13 protein-coding genes are annotated in these 14347 nt (G+C 64.0%); 5 read left to right on the plus strand and 8 right to left on the minus strand.

Going from position 1 to position 14347, the window contains the following annotated elements; all coding sequences use genetic code 11:
* Positions 1 to 15: 15 nt before the first annotated feature.
* Both F462_RS10380 and F462_RS10385 read right to left on the minus strand, forming a co-directional pair.
* Positions 16 to 450: a response regulator gene (locus F462_RS10380; protein ID WP_038053924.1), complete on the minus strand. Its 435-nt coding sequence runs from the start codon at positions 448 to 450 to the stop codon at positions 16 to 18.
* Complete coding sequence (locus tag F462_RS10385; RefSeq protein WP_026280092.1) at positions 447 to 2534, minus strand: PAS domain-containing sensor histidine kinase; 2088 nt, start codon at positions 2532 to 2534, stop codon at positions 447 to 449. Before F462_RS10385 ends, F462_RS10380 begins: the two co-directional genes overlap by 4 nt.
* A gap of 252 nt (positions 2535 to 2786) precedes the next feature.
* Here F462_RS10385 and hisI point away from each other — a divergent pair, with 252 nt between their 5' ends.
* From hisI to F462_RS10410, 5 genes are all read left to right on the plus strand, one after another.
* Entirely contained in the window at positions 2787 to 3227 is a 441-nt protein-coding gene (hisI, locus tag F462_RS10390) for a phosphoribosyl-AMP cyclohydrolase (protein ID WP_018874580.1), read from the plus strand.
* Positions 3224 to 4633: a cysteine--tRNA ligase gene (gene cysS, locus F462_RS10395; RefSeq protein ID WP_038053927.1), complete on the plus strand. Its 1410-nt coding sequence runs from the start codon at positions 3224 to 3226 to the stop codon at positions 4631 to 4633. The genes hisI and cysS overlap by 4 nt, the downstream gene beginning before the upstream one ends.
* A gap of 5 nt (positions 4634 to 4638) precedes the next feature.
* Positions 4639 to 5286 (plus strand): DUF1007 family protein, encoded by a 648-nt coding sequence (locus F462_RS10400; RefSeq protein ID WP_038053929.1) that lies wholly within the window; start codon positions 4639 to 4641, stop codon positions 5284 to 5286.
* A 138-nt stretch (positions 5287 to 5424) separates the two neighbouring features.
* Complete coding sequence (locus tag F462_RS10405; protein ID WP_371180500.1) at positions 5425 to 6477, plus strand: nickel/cobalt transporter; 1053 nt, start codon at positions 5425 to 5427, stop codon at positions 6475 to 6477.
* 455 nt (positions 6478 to 6932) lie between these two features.
* Positions 6933 to 8735: an AMP-dependent synthetase/ligase gene (locus tag F462_RS10410; RefSeq protein ID WP_018874583.1), complete on the plus strand. Its 1803-nt coding sequence runs from the start codon at positions 6933 to 6935 to the stop codon at positions 8733 to 8735.
* Between the two features lie 380 nt (positions 8736 to 9115).
* Here the strand turns inward: F462_RS10410 and F462_RS10415 are convergent, their stop codons facing one another.
* The 6 genes from F462_RS10415 to F462_RS10440 all read right to left on the minus strand — a co-directional run bounded on the left by F462_RS10415 (position 9116) and on the right by F462_RS10440 (position 13889).
* Entirely contained in the window at positions 9116 to 9586 is a 471-nt protein-coding gene (locus F462_RS10415) for a sulfur carrier protein DsrE2 (protein WP_018874584.1), read from the minus strand.
* A gap of 325 nt (positions 9587 to 9911) precedes the next feature.
* A complete protein-coding gene (locus F462_RS10420) occupies positions 9912 to 11477 on the minus strand; it encodes a dynamin family protein (protein WP_018874586.1) in 1566 nt (521 codons plus the stop codon).
* A gap of 28 nt (positions 11478 to 11505) precedes the next feature.
* The gene (locus F462_RS10425; RefSeq protein ID WP_018141687.1) at positions 11506 to 12027 is read right to left on the minus strand and encodes a hypothetical protein; all 522 of its coding nucleotides are present in this window, start codon (positions 12025 to 12027) and stop codon (positions 11506 to 11508) included.
* Positions 12028 to 12072: 45 nt separating this feature from the next.
* Positions 12073 to 12660, minus strand: coding sequence for a DUF302 domain-containing protein (locus F462_RS10430; protein WP_018141688.1), 588 nt, complete (start codon positions 12658 to 12660; stop codon positions 12073 to 12075).
* Positions 12661 to 12711: 51 nt separating this feature from the next.
* Positions 12712 to 13356: a ParA family protein gene (locus tag F462_RS10435; RefSeq protein WP_018141689.1), complete on the minus strand. Its 645-nt coding sequence runs from the start codon at positions 13354 to 13356 to the stop codon at positions 12712 to 12714.
* Between the two features lie 119 nt (positions 13357 to 13475).
* The gene (locus F462_RS10440; RefSeq protein ID WP_038053933.1) at positions 13476 to 13889 is read right to left on the minus strand and encodes a sulfur globule family protein; all 414 of its coding nucleotides are present in this window, start codon (positions 13887 to 13889) and stop codon (positions 13476 to 13478) included.
* Positions 13890 to 14347: the final 458 nt, after the last annotated feature.

Here is a 14347-nt window from a genome sequence, read left to right on the forward strand (position 1 = left end):
GTTGTAGCGGAGGGGTTAACTCGGCGCCTGATTGAGCAGGCACCAGTAGAGCTCGACCTGTTCGGCCACCTCCAGGAACTTCGCAAAATCGACCGGCTTGACGATGTAGGAATTGGCGCCGGAGTCGTACGCGGTGGCGATGTCACGGTCTTCGTTGGAGGAGGTCAGCATCACCACCGGGATGCGGCGGAAGCGCTCGTGTTCACGGATACGGCGCAGCACCTCCAGCCCGTCCACCTTGGGCAGCTTGATGTCCAACAGGATCACCGCCGGCGGCGCCAGTTCGCCCTGCTCCCAGCGCTCGAGGAGCGCCAGGGCTTCCACACCGTCGCGCGCAACTTCCAGAGGATTGGTGAGGTTGCGCCGCTCGAAGGCGCGCCGCATCAGGTCGATATCAACCGGGTTGTCCTCCACCACCAGGATCGAAGGCTGGCGCGTGGCGGGGCTCATCGCGGGAACTCGATATGGAACGTGGCGCCCTCCCCGGGCTCGCTTTCCGCGCGAATCTCGCCACCCAGACGATGGACCGCGCGCCGCACTAGCGCGAGCCCAACCCCAGTACCGGGATAGGCCTCGGCGCGGTTCAGGCGCTGGAAGATATCGAAGATGCGATCCTGAAACGCCATGTCAAAGCCAATCCCATTGTCCCGTACCGAGATTCCGAGCGTAGCACTGCGGGATTCCGCCTGCACCGTTACTTTGGGTGGATCACGTTCGGCACTGAATTTAAGGCCATTTTCCAGGAGATTGCGCAGGATCAGCGCCAGCCCATCAGGATCGCTGACGAAACGCAGATCCGGATCGATTTCCAGCTTCACCTCAGCCCGCTTACGCAATCCCGAATCCATCGACGCCAGCACCTCCTCCACCAGCGCACGCACACCAACCTCACGCTCCTCCAGGGGCCGACGTTCCATACGCGAATAGGCCAGCAGATCCGAGATCAGCTCGTGCATCTGCGCCACACCGTTGCGGATGTTGCGGATGAAGGCCTTGCCTTCGCCTTCCAGCTGGTCGGCATAGTCAGCCTCCAACAACTGGCTGTAGCCCTCAATCCCGCGCAAGGGCGCCTTCAGGTCATGCGATACCGCATAGGAGAAGGATTCCAGCTCCTGGTTCAAGGCCTGCAGGGAGGCAGTGCGCTCGGCTACCCGTTGCTCCAGGGTCGCGTTCAGATTGCGCAGCTCCATCTCGTTGCGCTTGAGCTCGCTGACCTCCAGCACCGTACCCTGGACATAGTGCACCCCGTCGGCACGCTCGACCGGCGCCTCGATGGTGAGGCTAAACCAGGCGCCCTCGCGTACTACCGGCAGAGCGCGCAGAAGCAACCGCCTGGGACCCAGCTCGGCGCCCGCCAGCAAGGCCTCCATCGCGGTGGAAAAGCTCGCCCCGTCTTCCGAATCCAGGTCGAAGAAGTCGCGCGCGAAGGCCTCCAGCGTAGGGGTGCCATAGTGGGCCTCCTGGCCCAGCAGCCCGTACAGACGGTCGGACCACCACATCTCGCGGGTCTCCAGGATGAATTCCCAGCTGCCCAGCCCGGCGTGGCGCTCCGCCTGGCTCAGGCGATCCACCTGCCGTGCCAGGGCCGTCTCGGCCTGCTTGCGCGCCTCGATATTGCGCAGGGTCACCAGCAGCAGTCTTTCCCCGGCAATCTCGGTCGCCTTCAGATTGGCCTCCACCCAGAAGCCGTGGCCATCACGGTGGCGCGCGCGCCACTCGAACACCAGCTGTTCGCCGCGCCGAGCACGCTCCATCAGCGCCTTCTGGCGCTGGACATCGAAGCCGGTCTCGTCGGCGCTCAGATCGTCCACGTTGCAATCCAGCAGCTCGCTACGGCTGTATCCGTACATCTGCTCGGCAGCGGCGTTGACCTCGATCAGCGCCTCGGTATCGAGGTCTTGCAGGAGGATCGCCTCCTGCACATTGTCGAAAATGGCCCGGAACCGCGTCTCGGAGTCACGCAGATCCTGTTCGGCCCGCAGGCGTTCGGTGACGTCCAGCAACAAGCCGTGGATTCGAATCACCTGCCCCTGGTCGTCTCGAGTCAGCCAGGTGCGGTCTTCCAGCCAGATCCAGTCGCCATGGCCGCGTCGCAGCCGATAAACCTGGGTATAGCGATCCGGGCCACGGTCAATATGCGCGGCCACCTCGCCGACGATACGCTCGATGTCATCGGGATGGATCAAATCGGCGTAGTTCAAATCGCCCCGCAACAGGGAACTGCGATCGAGTCCCCAACGGGCGATATTCGGCGAGACGTACGTGACCGGCCAGCCCCGGGTGGCGGCCCATTCGACGGCCACCACGGGAGAGCGCTCGACAATACCGGTCAGCCGGCACGCCTCGCGGGACGCGCGATCCCGAGCCCTTAGCGGGTAGTACACCAGAAGAAAGAGGCCTATCGCGGTCACCGCCACATAGGCCCAGCCCTTGAGCGTCTGCATCTGGGCCAGCAGTACGACGTCGTCGACCATCCAAAGCAAGGCGCGGTCGGACAACGCGATCCATACCAGGCCGAACACCAGGTAGATGATCGCGATGGTCGCCGCGGTGCGTCCTGCACTCGCCCGCCTGCCTTCCGTGTTGCCTCGCGCCATTCCGCCTCCCCGGCCGTCGCGGAGGGGCGCGGTCCCGCGCGCAGCGCTAAACGCCCCATCCTGAGCATTGACCACTCGGAGCGCCAGCGCAACCGCGTCGCCCGCCGCCACGGTTTGCACGCGCGGCCAGGCTTCGGCGTGGGGCCCGGAGATGCTATTCTGCGCCGCCACCGCAAGCGAATTTCGGCCATGTTCAAGCAACTCGAAAGCGACCCCCTTGGCGAGCGCCACCCGGCCCGCGAGGTCCTGACGCGCCTAAAACTCAACGATGCCGGCCTGATCCCGGCAATTGCCCAGCAGCACGACACCGGCGAGGTGCTGATGCTGGCGTGGATGAATCGTGAGGCCCTGGACGAGACCCTGGCGACCGGCCAGGTCTGCTACTACTCGCGCTCACGCCAGGCGCTGTGGCGCAAGGGCGAACAATCCGGACAGGTCCAGCGGCTGCATTCGCTTCACATCGACTGCGATGGCGACACCTTGCTACTGAAGGTCGATCAGACCGGCCCGGCCTGCCATACGGGACGGCGTAGCTGCTTTTACCTGCAAGTGGAGCGCGATACCGTCGTCGTCACCAGCGATCCCGAGATCGACCCCGAGACTCTTTACGGCAAGGATCGCGGGCAATGAGCGAGACGCCCACACTCACCCTGCACAACACCCTGGGCGGGCGCGACGAACCCTTCGTCCCGCAGGACCCCAAACGCGTCACGGTCTACGTCTGCGGCCCCACCGTGTACAACCGGGTGCATATCGGTAACGGCCGCCCGGTCGTGGTATTCGACGTGCTGTTTCGGGTGCTGCGCGAGCTCTACGGCCCGGAACACGTGATCTATGCCCGCAACATCACGGACGTGGATGACAAGATCAACAAGGCGGCCGCTGACAATGGCGAGGCAATCAGCGTTCTGACCGAGCGCTTCACCCAGGCCTTCCACGAAGACATCGCGGCCCTGGGCACACTGGAGCCCACCATTGAACCGCGCGCGACCGAGCATATCCAGCCGATGATCGAGCTGATCGAACGGCTGATCGAACGCGGCCACGCCTATGCGGCCGACGGACACGTGTTGTTCGATGTGACTTCCTATCCCGACTATGGCGCCTTGTCCGGACGCTCGCTGGCCGACATGCAGGCCGGCGCGCGCGTCGATGTCGCCGACTACAAGCGCCATCCCGGCGACTTCGTGCTGTGGAAGCCCGCCACGGCGGACGAGCCCGGCTGGGACAGCCCCTGGGGCCACGGCCGCCCCGGCTGGCACCTGGAATGCACCGCCATGATCCGCAGCCACCTGGGGCCGATGATTGACCTCCACGGCGGCGGCCACGATCTGGTGTTTCCACATCACGAAAATGAGATCGCCCAGGGCTGCGCGGCCGAGGGCTGCCACGAACACGGCACCCATTACGCACGCTACTGGATGCACAACGGTCACCTGACCATCGACGGCGAGAAGATGTCCAAGTCGCTGGGCAACTTCCAGCTCTTGCACGATCTGCTGCAGCACTATCCCGGCGAGGTCCTGCGTCTAGCGCTGCTGTCGCGCCACTACCGCGCACCGCTGAATTTCTCGGACGAGACCCTGACGCAGTCCCGAAACAGCCTGAACGGGCTCTATCGTGCACTGCGCGACGCGGCGGCAATTGAACCCGAGCCGGTCGTAGCCGCCGAGACGCCGGTATTCACGGCCTTGCTGGACGATCTCAACACCCCGGCGGCGATCACCGCATTGCACCGGATGAGTGACGCCCTGGCAAAGGCCGACAGCGACGCCGAGCGCGCCCGCCGCAAGGGTGAACTCCTGGCCGGCGCTGCCCTGCTGGGCCTGCTGCAACAAGACCCGGCGACCTGGTTCCAGGGTGCGACGGACGATGGCGACCTGGGCGCCTGGGTGGAAGAACGCATCGCCGCGCGCCAGGCCGCCCGCAAGAATCGTGATTTCGCCAGCGCCGATGCGATCCGAGACGAACTGATCGCGCGCGGTATCGAGCTTGAGGACACCCCCGACGGCACCCGCTGGCAGCGCGCCACCTGAAGGCCATGCGACTCCGTCCCTCGCTCATGCGTCTCCTTCTGCTGGCTGGCCTGCTCATTCCGGCGGGTGCGCTTGCCCACCCACACGCCTGGATCGACCTGCGCGTAGGGCTGATCTTCAGCGACGACGGCGAGCTTGAGCGGATGGAACAGGCCTGGCTCATTGATCCAACCTACAGCCACATGCTGCTGGAGGATCTGACGCATGAGCTGGATGGAGGCACCGGAATCGACGCGGCATTGGAGCACGCAGCCGAACGGATGCTGGAGAATCTGGCCGCCTACGACTACTTCACCGAACTGCGTGGAGACGGTCAGCAGCTGGAGGTCCCGCAGGCCCGCAACGCCCGCCTGACGCTGGAAGACCAACGGCTGCATCTGCGCTTTGAACTGCCGTTGGACGAACTGGGCATCGCGGCCGGCGACCCCTTCAACTACCGGGTTTTCGACCCCGAATACTGGATCGAGATCCTGCACGACCCCGACGATATCGTATTCGTCGAGAACCAGACCGGCTGCAAGGTGGCCATCACCGAGGCGCGCCCGGATCCGCAACTGATTCGCTACGCCGCCACCCTGGAACGTCAGGACCGCAGTCCGGTCGACAACCTTGGACGTCACTTCGCGGAGACGGCCAAGCTGGAATGCGATTGATCACGGCGCAACTCCACAACCGGACACCGCGCACACCACACCGCGACTCAAGTGTTATATTATAACGCTATGCGCACAGGCCGCCTGTCTCAACACCCTTCCCGCCCGAACCTTCAGGGGTTGCTGTGGCTGCTCCTTATGGTCGTTGGTGCGGGCCCCTTGCAGGCCGAGGGCAGCCACCCGCTGGGAGCCCCCACAGAATCCTCGGCCGAGCGCGATGACCTTGGCTCGCCCACCGCCACCAGGGCACCCGCCCCGCTGGCTGAACCGCCCGGCGCCCTGGAGCGCCTGACCGGCTGGATGCTGCAAACCCAGCGCCAACTGCATCGCGGCCTGACCGAGGGCCTGCATGCCCTGCGCGATGGGCCTACAAAACAGACCGCTGGCGCCCTAATCCTGGTCAGCCTGCTCTACGGCGTCTTCCATGCGGCCGGGCCCGGCCACGGCAAGGCAGTCATCAGTGCCTACCTGCTGACCCAGCCCCAGAACCTGCGCCGCGGCATCCTGCTGTCCACCGTCTCCGCACTGGCCCAGGGCGTGACCGCTATCGTCCTGGTCGGCGTGCTGATCGGCCTGTTCGGCTGGCTTGCGCGCGACACCCTGGGCCAGGTGCGAACCCTGGAGATCGCCAGCTTTGCGCTCGTCGCACTGCTGGGGTTGTGGCTGATGGTGCGCGCCCTGCGGCACGCCTGGCGGCTGCATCGTGCGCACCGGCAGGCCGTCGCCGCCGCGCACGCCCCCGAACATGTGCATGACCATGACCATGACCATGACCACGGGCACAAGCATGCACAGGACGAGCACTGTGGCTGTGGCACCCCGCATCACGTCGATCCGAACCACCGAGGTACCTGGTGGGCCACCGTGCTGGCGGTGGGCATTCGGCCCTGCTCCGGCGCGGTGTTGATCATGGCCGTCTCGACTGCCTTGGGACTCGCCTGGGCCGGCGTCGCTGCCGTACTGGCGATGTCACTCGGGACGGCGGCGACGGTCTCGGTGCTGGCAACCCTCGCCGTTTCCGCACGCGACTGGACGCGCCGCTGGCTGGGCCCCTCCCGCATGGGCCGCCTGACCTATATCGGCCCCGCCCTGGGCCTGACCGGAGGAGGCGTGATCGCGCTGATCGGGCTCAGCCTGGTGCTGGGTGCCATCGCCTACCAGCCCGTCGCCCACCCTTTAGGGGTGCGCTAGGGAGACGCTGATTGAATCGCACGTCCGCGTTGGTGCCCCCCAGTTTTCGAGACAAAGCGTTCCGAGACAAGGCACGTCGTGCAGCGGGTAGTGGTTCTACCCGCAAGCGGCGCAACGCAGGATCGGGGAACAGGGGACACCAACCCCACAAGCCATTGAAAGCAGGGGCTCGTCCGCCCGTTGTTGTCGAAAACGGGCATGCGCACGGCGTTGCGGTTCCCTTGTGCAGAGTGACTGCACGGCAGTCACCGCGCCTTGTTCGCACGCAAAAGCGACTCGAGCGCGGACGTGCGATTCAATCAGCGTCTCCCTAGCGGCCGAATGGGCCGGGACTTGCCCCAGGCGCAGGCGTCCACTAACGTCCCAAGGAAACGTTTTGCCGCACGGCGCTGCATCGCGAGCGCCCCGCAGAGCAGCGCTACCCCCGACAATCGCTCCCAGCGCACGAGGCCTTCATGTCGTCCACCACCATCACCCCGGACCAAGCACCGACCCTGCCGACTCTGTTCCGCACCCGCGTATCCATGAGCCCGGATGCACCGGCCTATCGTCATTTCGACGCCACCGACGAGACCTGGAAGCAGACCACCTGGAACGAGATGGCCACGATGGTGGATCGGTGGCAGGCCGCATTGGCCCACGAGGGCTTCAAGCCTGGGGAACGTGTGGCGATGATGCTCGGCAATTCCCGCGAATGGGTGGCGTTTGATCAGGCCGCGACCGAGCTGGGCCTGGTCACCGTACCGCTGTACACCGACGACCGGCCCGACAATGTGGCCTACATCATTGGTCAGACCCAGGCACGCCTGCTTCTGTTGGGCGAGAGCGCACACAGCCGCCGCCTCTCCGAGCATTTCGGGAATATGCCGTCGCTCAAGCGGATCGTCTGCCTGGGCGACACCGAGGGCGAGCCGGAAGGCGAGCGGGTCATGAGCATCGAGACCTGGCTGGAACGAGGCGAACCGGAGCGCGTACAGCACCCGGACCTCGATCCGGATGGCCTGGCGACCATTGTGTTCACCTCTGGCACGACCGGGCGCCCCAAGGGCGTGATGCTGTCGCACCGCAACATCCTCGACAATGCCTGCGCCTGCGCCACCGCCGGCCCTCTGTCGGATGCTGACCGCTTCCTGTCCTTCCTTCCGCTGTCGCATATGCTGGAGCGCACCGCCGGCTACTACATGCCCATGCTGATCGGCGCCGAGGTCGCGTTCGCCCGCTCCATCCAGGGGCTGGGCGAAGACCTGATGTCGGTGCAGCCCACCGTGCTCATCTCGGTTCCACGTATCTACGAACGCGTGCACGGCCGCATTCAGGCCGGGCTAAAACAGAAATCCGCGATCGGCCGCGGCCTGTTCAAGGCCACCGTGGGCATTGGCTGGCGCCGATTCGAGTACCAACAGGGGCGCGCGTCCTGGTCCCTCGGCTTCCTGCTATGGCCGCTGCTGGAGCGCATCGTGGCCAAAAAGGTGCTGGACCGCCTCGGCGGCAAGCTGCGCTTTGCCGTCTGCGGCGGGGCGCCGCTACCACCCCCAATCGCGCGCTTCTTCATCGGGCTCGGCCTGCCCGTGCTGCACGGCTACGGCATGACCGAATCCAGTCCCGTGGTCAGCGTGAACACCCCAGACGACAACCTGCCGGCCTCCATCGGCAAGACGCTGCCCGGGATCGAGGTCAAGATTGGCGAGATGGACGAACTCCTCACCCGCTCCAGCTGCGTCATGCTCGGCTACTGGAAGAACGAGGAGGCCACTTCGAGCACGATCGACGAAGATCGTTGGCTTCATAGCGGCGATCAAGCCCAAATTGATGATGATGGCCACATTTTCATTACAGGCCGCCTGAAGGATATCCTCGTGCTGACCAATGGCGAGAAGGTCCCACCGGCGGACATGGAGATGGCCATCGCCCTGGATGCCCTGTTCGACCAAGTCATGGTGGTCGGTGATGGCCACTCCTTCCTCACCGCCCTGGTCGTGCCGGAGCCCGAGGCCTGGGCGACCTTCGCCGAGGACCAGGGTCTGGACCCGAGCACCGCCGGGCGTCTACCGCGCGCCGCCGAACGTTCCCTGCTCCAGCGCATTCAATACCAGCTGCGCGACTTCCCGGGCTACGCCAAGATCCGCCACGTGCACGTCGTGCACGAGCCCTGGTCCGTCGACAACGGCATGCTGACCCCGACGATGAAACTGAAACGCCCGGTCATCTCCCAGCACTACGCCAACGCCATCGAAGCCATGTACGCCGGCCACGACTGAGCCCTGGGTGATTCACCACGAAGCACACGAAGGCACGAAGAAGATCAAGGTCAAAAGCGTTGCTACCACGGAGGGCACAGAGAAATCCCTTCTTGGGCGGGCAGGACATCGATGATCGCAGCCAAGCGCGTCCATCCTATGGGGCGAACCGGCCGCGATGCGTTTCGCTGTGATCAACGCGCCCTGAACACCCGAACAACTGCAGTGTTCTCAGTGCACTCCGTGCTCTCTGTGGTTCAATCGCCCTGGCTCTCCTTCGCGCCTTCGTGTGCTTCGTGATGAAAATGGCCCTTCATCTCGCCGGACGAGCCCCACAAACGAAAAAGGCCCCGCAGCGCGGGGCTGCGGGGCCTTGAGGGTGCGTCAGGCGCGCGGCCGGTTCAGATGAACAGGCAGATGTCGGACTCGCCGGCGAACTCGAAGAACGCGGCCGCCCCGGCGTATTCCACACCGTCGATGAATTCGCTGGTGTCCATGTCGAACAGGTCCACCGTCATCTGGCAGGCAACCATGCGCACCTCCGCCTCCAGGCACAGCTCACGCAGGTCGCCCAGATCGGAGACGCCCTTCGCCGCCATCTTCTTCTTCATCATCACGGTCATCATCTTCTGCATGCCCGGCAGGGCCTGCAACATCACTGGCATAGGCATCGGCATCGGCATGCCCGGGTTGCCCAGCGAGGTCACCTGCAAGTCCAGCTTCTTGCGCAGCAGCTGCAGGCCGTAAAAGGTAAAGAACACCTCGCAGTCGTAGCCCAGGGCAGCGGCCGTGGACGCCAGGATGAACGGGGGATACCCCCAGTCCAGGCTACCTTTAGTGGCAATGATGGCCATCTTCTTTTGATCACTCATTTCTACTCTCTCTTACAGTCGTAAAGGATTCGGACCCGCCACAGCCCCCTGCGCGGCCCGTCTCCTATTAGTGAAAGCCCGTGGGTTATCTGCCGGCCTAATGCCTCGATGCCTGACGCCCCCTGCGCCAATCTCGAATCAGTGCACAACCAGCACACACCCCCAGCGCCGCCATGCTGGCCCAAACCGAAATCGGGACCAGAATCATGGCCAACGCAAACATGAGCCACGCCAGTATGGTCATCGTGCTCCTCCTGCACAACGCCTACGGCTAATATAGCCGCCCCCCTGCTGTGCTCGAATCGTGGGGAATCGTCCTGGACGGCTAGCGCTTCTCCGGCGCCTCCGGCTCTACGTTATCGCGAGGTGCATCCGTGCCTCGCGTCGAATCCGGGGCCGTGGCTTCCGGCTCCGGCGGGTGATAGACATCCGCGGCCGAGGCCCGACCGCCCTGACGCGAAACCGGGCTGGCATCGACGAACTGGTTGTTGAGGCGCTGGATGTAGGACTCGGCCCGGTCGCGCAGCTGATGCAGACGACTGATCATGCGCCGCCCCAGCCCCAACGGGGCACGGCCCAGCATCGGACGCCAGGGGCGCGTGTTCTTCTCGAAGGCAGCTCGCCAGTTACCGGCCGCAGTCTCCGTGGGCAGGGTCCGCGCGATGCGTCGCGCGATCCAGCGACGGTTAAAGAAGTGAATCCCGCCCAGCGCGATCGCCAATACCACCAAGCCGAAGGTAGTCATTAGCGGGCGTTCACCCAACGCCTGCCAGACGCTGCCGTCCGTCCAGGGAGCGAGGCTCCCGGTGGACTGGTACGCGACCAGGCCCAGGATAACTGCCACCACGGCAAACATTCCGACGTCGAACTGCACCACGCGGCGGCGCCATTGGTACAACGCCTTCTTCAACGCGGGCAACGCGTCCATCTCGATGGATTCGGCAATGGCCTGCAGCGAGCCCAGAATGCGGTAGGAACGCGAGGAGCTGATCTCCTGGATCTTGGCGTGGATCTCCTGGCGGTCGCGCCGGGATTTTTCCTCGTAGCGTTCGCGCACCTGCGAGTCACCGATCTCCACCGCAGCACTCTCGTTGTACAGACAGTAGAAACGCCCGGTGGCATTGCCCTGGCGCACGACAGCGCGCTGCCAGGCGGAGACCACCTCTTCCAGGTTGTCCTCGCGCCAGGTGGTATCGATCTGATTGAGGATGAACACGAGCTTGGTAAAGTCGTTACGTTCGGCAACGCGATTGACGAGGTGCTCCAGCGTGTCGCGCATCGCACCCGGCTCCGGGTGGCGAGCGTCAAAGAACACCAGTACCAGATCGGACAGATCGATGATGTGATCGGTCAGTTGCAGGATGGTCGTGCGCTGCTCGTCCGCGTCGAACCCCGGGGAATCGATCAGGATGCGCCCGCGCAGACGCTCGGAGCGCGCGGTCTTCATCGCCAGGAAGTGGTCCACCGTGCGCCCACCGCCATCGGTGATGCGCTCGATCTCGTCGGAGACGCGATAGAACGGGAAACGTGGGTCGCCGTCCAGGGCAAGCCCCGGCAGTTCCTGCACGTGTTCGCTGCCGCCGTAGCTGATCACGGTGAATTTGTCGTCTACCGCCTGAGAGCCACTGCGTTGCACCGTAGTGCCGACGTACTCGTTAATGAAGGTGGACTTGCCCGCCGAGAATGTGCCCAAGGTGGCGATCATTGGCCACCAGGAGATGGTAAAGGCGAACGAATCCTCGGTCGGGTCCAGTAGACCCGCGGCATAGCCAACCCGATCTAGGTCGCGGAAGGGATCTACAACCCCTTTCAGGACCGGATTTTCTTCGGCAAGGCGATCACTCAGCAGCTTGAGCTGCTTGCGCACGCGGGGGCCAGGTCGATTGAACATTCGGGACTCCGTCGGACGAAAGGCGTGATCAGCGCGGGTAATACGGCCCCGGCGAACCCCGGACCGGACCGCTCTGATCAGAGAATGGATTGAACATGTTCATCATACCCATGGGACCGCCGACATTGCGATTCAGGCTCCACATGTCCTGTTGCATACCCGTGATTGAACCGGCCATGACGCGGGTGTCGCGTGTCATCGAGCCGATATTGGAATCCATTGACTGGGTGTTCCCGGCGATCACGGCCACCTCCTCGTTCATCACGCGCATAGTGTTGTTGATGTCCGTCATCTGCTGATCCATCGAGGCCATGTGGCCTGCGATAATCGACATATCGCGATCCATCACCTTGGTCATCTGGGTGATTTCCTGAGTGAGCTGTCCTACATCCCGAGTCAAGCTGGTGATCAACCAGAAGCCGTAGATCGCCAACACAATGAAAGCGATCAGGGCGGTGTAAACGATCAATTCCAAGCGGTGGGACCGGGCATCCGCCTTGTCGGCCTCGCTTCGGACCTTTTCAAACTCTTCACGACTCTCGTCACTCATTGAACGCCCTTTGTAGATGCATGAAAACCAGTATCGAGACCCCCATCAGAAGGCGCCAACGGCGGCGCGATCAATAATCTCCTCCAGTGATTCCTTCACAAACACCGCCTGCTCGTGCAACTCCTCGGGCAGCGGGCGCCCTCCATGGATCATCGGGTCCAGATCCAGAGTCATCAGCCACAGGTTGCCGTCGGCATCCTCCTGCAAAACGATGCGGCACGGCAGGTAGGCGGCCATCGCCGGACTGTGGCCTACCATCTGCGCAGCAATGGCGACATCGCAGAACATGTAGATCTTGAGGAACGGAAAATCCTCGCCCGTGACGCTGCGCACCTCTTCGCCCATGGGCAACTCGCCCACGTTGCGGATATTCAGCTCGTTGGCCACAAGACGCAGGACATCCTCGACCTCCTCGACACTCAGGCCTTCATCCACCTGGCGCTTGTAGACCATCGCCTCGGCGGCATCTCCCGTCTCCAGCACCGTGCGCGCAATCTGCGCGTACACCTTGGGCGCCTGGGAATCCAGCGAGCGCGCCTGACTGAGATACGGCTCAAAAGCGAAGATGGCGTACCCAACAGCAATCAGCGAAACCAGCCCGATCACCACCAGTGCGTTGCGTATAAAGCGCATTGAAAACCCCTCCTGCCCATCTGGCCCGGTCGTTGCCGGGACACCGATGGGCTATTGTTTTTTCCGGCGGCGCCGCCCAAATACGGCTGCCGCTAGTGCATCCAGCTCCGAGGCCGCCTTGCCCCGCGGCTCCAGTTCGTGCACCGAAAGTCCCTCGCTAAAGGATCGGCGGAAGGCCATGCGCTGCTTCAGCCGCGGCTTCAGCAGACGCACTCCATCGATCTGTTGCAGGGCCTCCCAGGTCTCGTCCGTTTCGCGCACGGCCTGGTGGGTATCCGCTCGGTTGATGAACACCAGAATCTCCGGCTTCTTGCGGGACCCTCGCGCCTTCTGAATACGCTGCACAAATCGATACGTGGACCAGACATCCGCCTGGCTGGGCGGCACCGGAATCAGGACCCGATCCGATCCTTTCACGGCCTCCAGTAGCGACTCCATGTCCGACGCACCGACGTCGATCAGCAACTCGTCATAGTCGCCCTGTCCCGCACGCGCAGCTTCAAGGTCGGCCACGCCGTCCAGCGCCGGCTGATAGCCTTCCTCCCGACGCACCGCCAACACATCGCTCAGGGTGGCCTGCGGATCCAGATCCACCGTCAACGCACGACGGCGCCCCTCCAGCAACCATAAGGCCAGATTGAAGGCGACTGTACTTTTGCCCGTACCGCCCTTCAGGTTGGCTACAACGGTCTGCATGTCGGCTCCTTGCGGGGAGAGTGCTGACCAATGGACTCATAAGCCATCCATTGGTCAGTACTTTCAGTAAAAAGGGCCTGCCCGAAATACGGGCAGGCCAGTTACAACGGGTTTTGGACTTAGTTGCCCTGACCCTGTTGCTGCTGCGGCATCTGACCCTGCGGGCCCCAGCCCTGCTGGCCCCAGCCCTGCTGCGGACCATAGCCGTAACCCGGATGGCCATAACCGTGGCCATAGCCGCGACCGTAGCCGTCACCATAGCCATGGCCATAACCGTGGCCATGACCGCGACCGCGGGCGGAGAAGTCAAAATCACCGCCACCCATCATGTCGCTCATCATATCGCCCATGCCGTGACCACGGCCGTAACCGGGGCCGCCAAAGAACGGCATGCTCGGGCCGTAGCCGTAACCCGGACCATAGTAACCAGGACCACCGTAACCGGGGCCGCCCCACTGGGCAGAGGCCATCATCGGGGCGGCCAGGCCACCCAGGGAAACGGCGAGAACTGCTGCTTTAACGAACTTATTCATGGTGCTACCTCCTGAAGGAGTCATGCCCTCATATTGAATGCGTGCACGCGGGGAGGGCTTCTCGAATGCACGCTTAACCGTCAGGGGAACGGGAAACCGCCCATTCCCCAGGGGAAGGCCGAGAACGGCCCGCCCATTCCCGGGTAACCGGATTGGCCCGGATACCCGTATGGATAACCCCCCGGCATCCCGCCGGGGGCGTGGAAAGGCACAGAGCCCATCCCGCCTTGAGACCCGTGAGGCCCATAGGGCCCAGGGCCAAAGCCGGGCGGGTAACCCCCGGTCGGCGCCTCGCGTGATTCCGCCCGTCGGGACGGGTCGTAATCACGGTCGGGAAAACGCCCATGCGAGCGTTCCGGCGCCGAGCGTTGAACCTCCGGCGCTGCGGAGGCCCAGGGGTTCTGGCGATCACTCGCCACCAGGTCGGCGGTCGGCAAGAGGCAGCCAGCAGCCAGCAC

Source organism: Thioalkalivibrio sp. ALJ1, assembly GCF_000745395.1.
Taxonomy (GTDB): Bacteria; Pseudomonadota; Gammaproteobacteria; order Ectothiorhodospirales; family Ectothiorhodospiraceae; genus Thioalkalivibrio.

Excerpts from the sequence above, each read along its gene's own strand:
- F462_RS10380 (WP_038053924.1), bottom strand. The coding sequence starts at position 450 with ATGAGCCCCGCCACGCGCCAGCCTTCGATCCTGGTGGTGGAGGACAAC.
- hisI (WP_018874580.1), top strand. The coding sequence starts at position 2,787 with ATGTTCAAGCAACTCGAAAGCGACCCCCTTGGCGAGCGCCACCCGGCC.
- cysS (WP_038053927.1), top strand. The coding sequence starts at position 3,224 with ATGAGCGAGACGCCCACACTCACCCTGCACAACACCCTGGGCGGGCGC.
- F462_RS10400 (WP_038053929.1), top strand. The coding sequence starts at position 4,639 with ATGCGACTCCGTCCCTCGCTCATGCGTCTCCTTCTGCTGGCTGGCCTG.
- F462_RS10405 (WP_371180500.1), top strand. The coding sequence starts at position 5,425 with ATGGTCGTTGGTGCGGGCCCCTTGCAGGCCGAGGGCAGCCACCCGCTG.
- F462_RS10410 (WP_018874583.1), top strand. The coding sequence starts at position 6,933 with ATGTCGTCCACCACCATCACCCCGGACCAAGCACCGACCCTGCCGACT.
- F462_RS10415 (WP_018874584.1), bottom strand. The coding sequence starts at position 9,586 with ATGAGTGATCAAAAGAAGATGGCCATCATTGCCACTAAAGGTAGCCTG.
- F462_RS10420 (WP_018874586.1), bottom strand. The coding sequence starts at position 11,477 with ATGTTCAATCGACCTGGCCCCCGCGTGCGCAAGCAGCTCAAGCTGCTG.
- F462_RS10425 (WP_018141687.1), bottom strand. The coding sequence starts at position 12,027 with ATGAGTGACGAGAGTCGTGAAGAGTTTGAAAAGGTCCGAAGCGAGGCC.
- F462_RS10430 (WP_018141688.1), bottom strand. The coding sequence starts at position 12,660 with ATGCGCTTTATACGCAACGCACTGGTGGTGATCGGGCTGGTTTCGCTG.
- F462_RS10435 (WP_018141689.1), bottom strand. The coding sequence starts at position 13,356 with ATGCAGACCGTTGTAGCCAACCTGAAGGGCGGTACGGGCAAAAGTACA.
- F462_RS10440 (WP_038053933.1), bottom strand. The coding sequence starts at position 13,889 with ATGAATAAGTTCGTTAAAGCAGCAGTTCTCGCCGTTTCCCTGGGTGGC.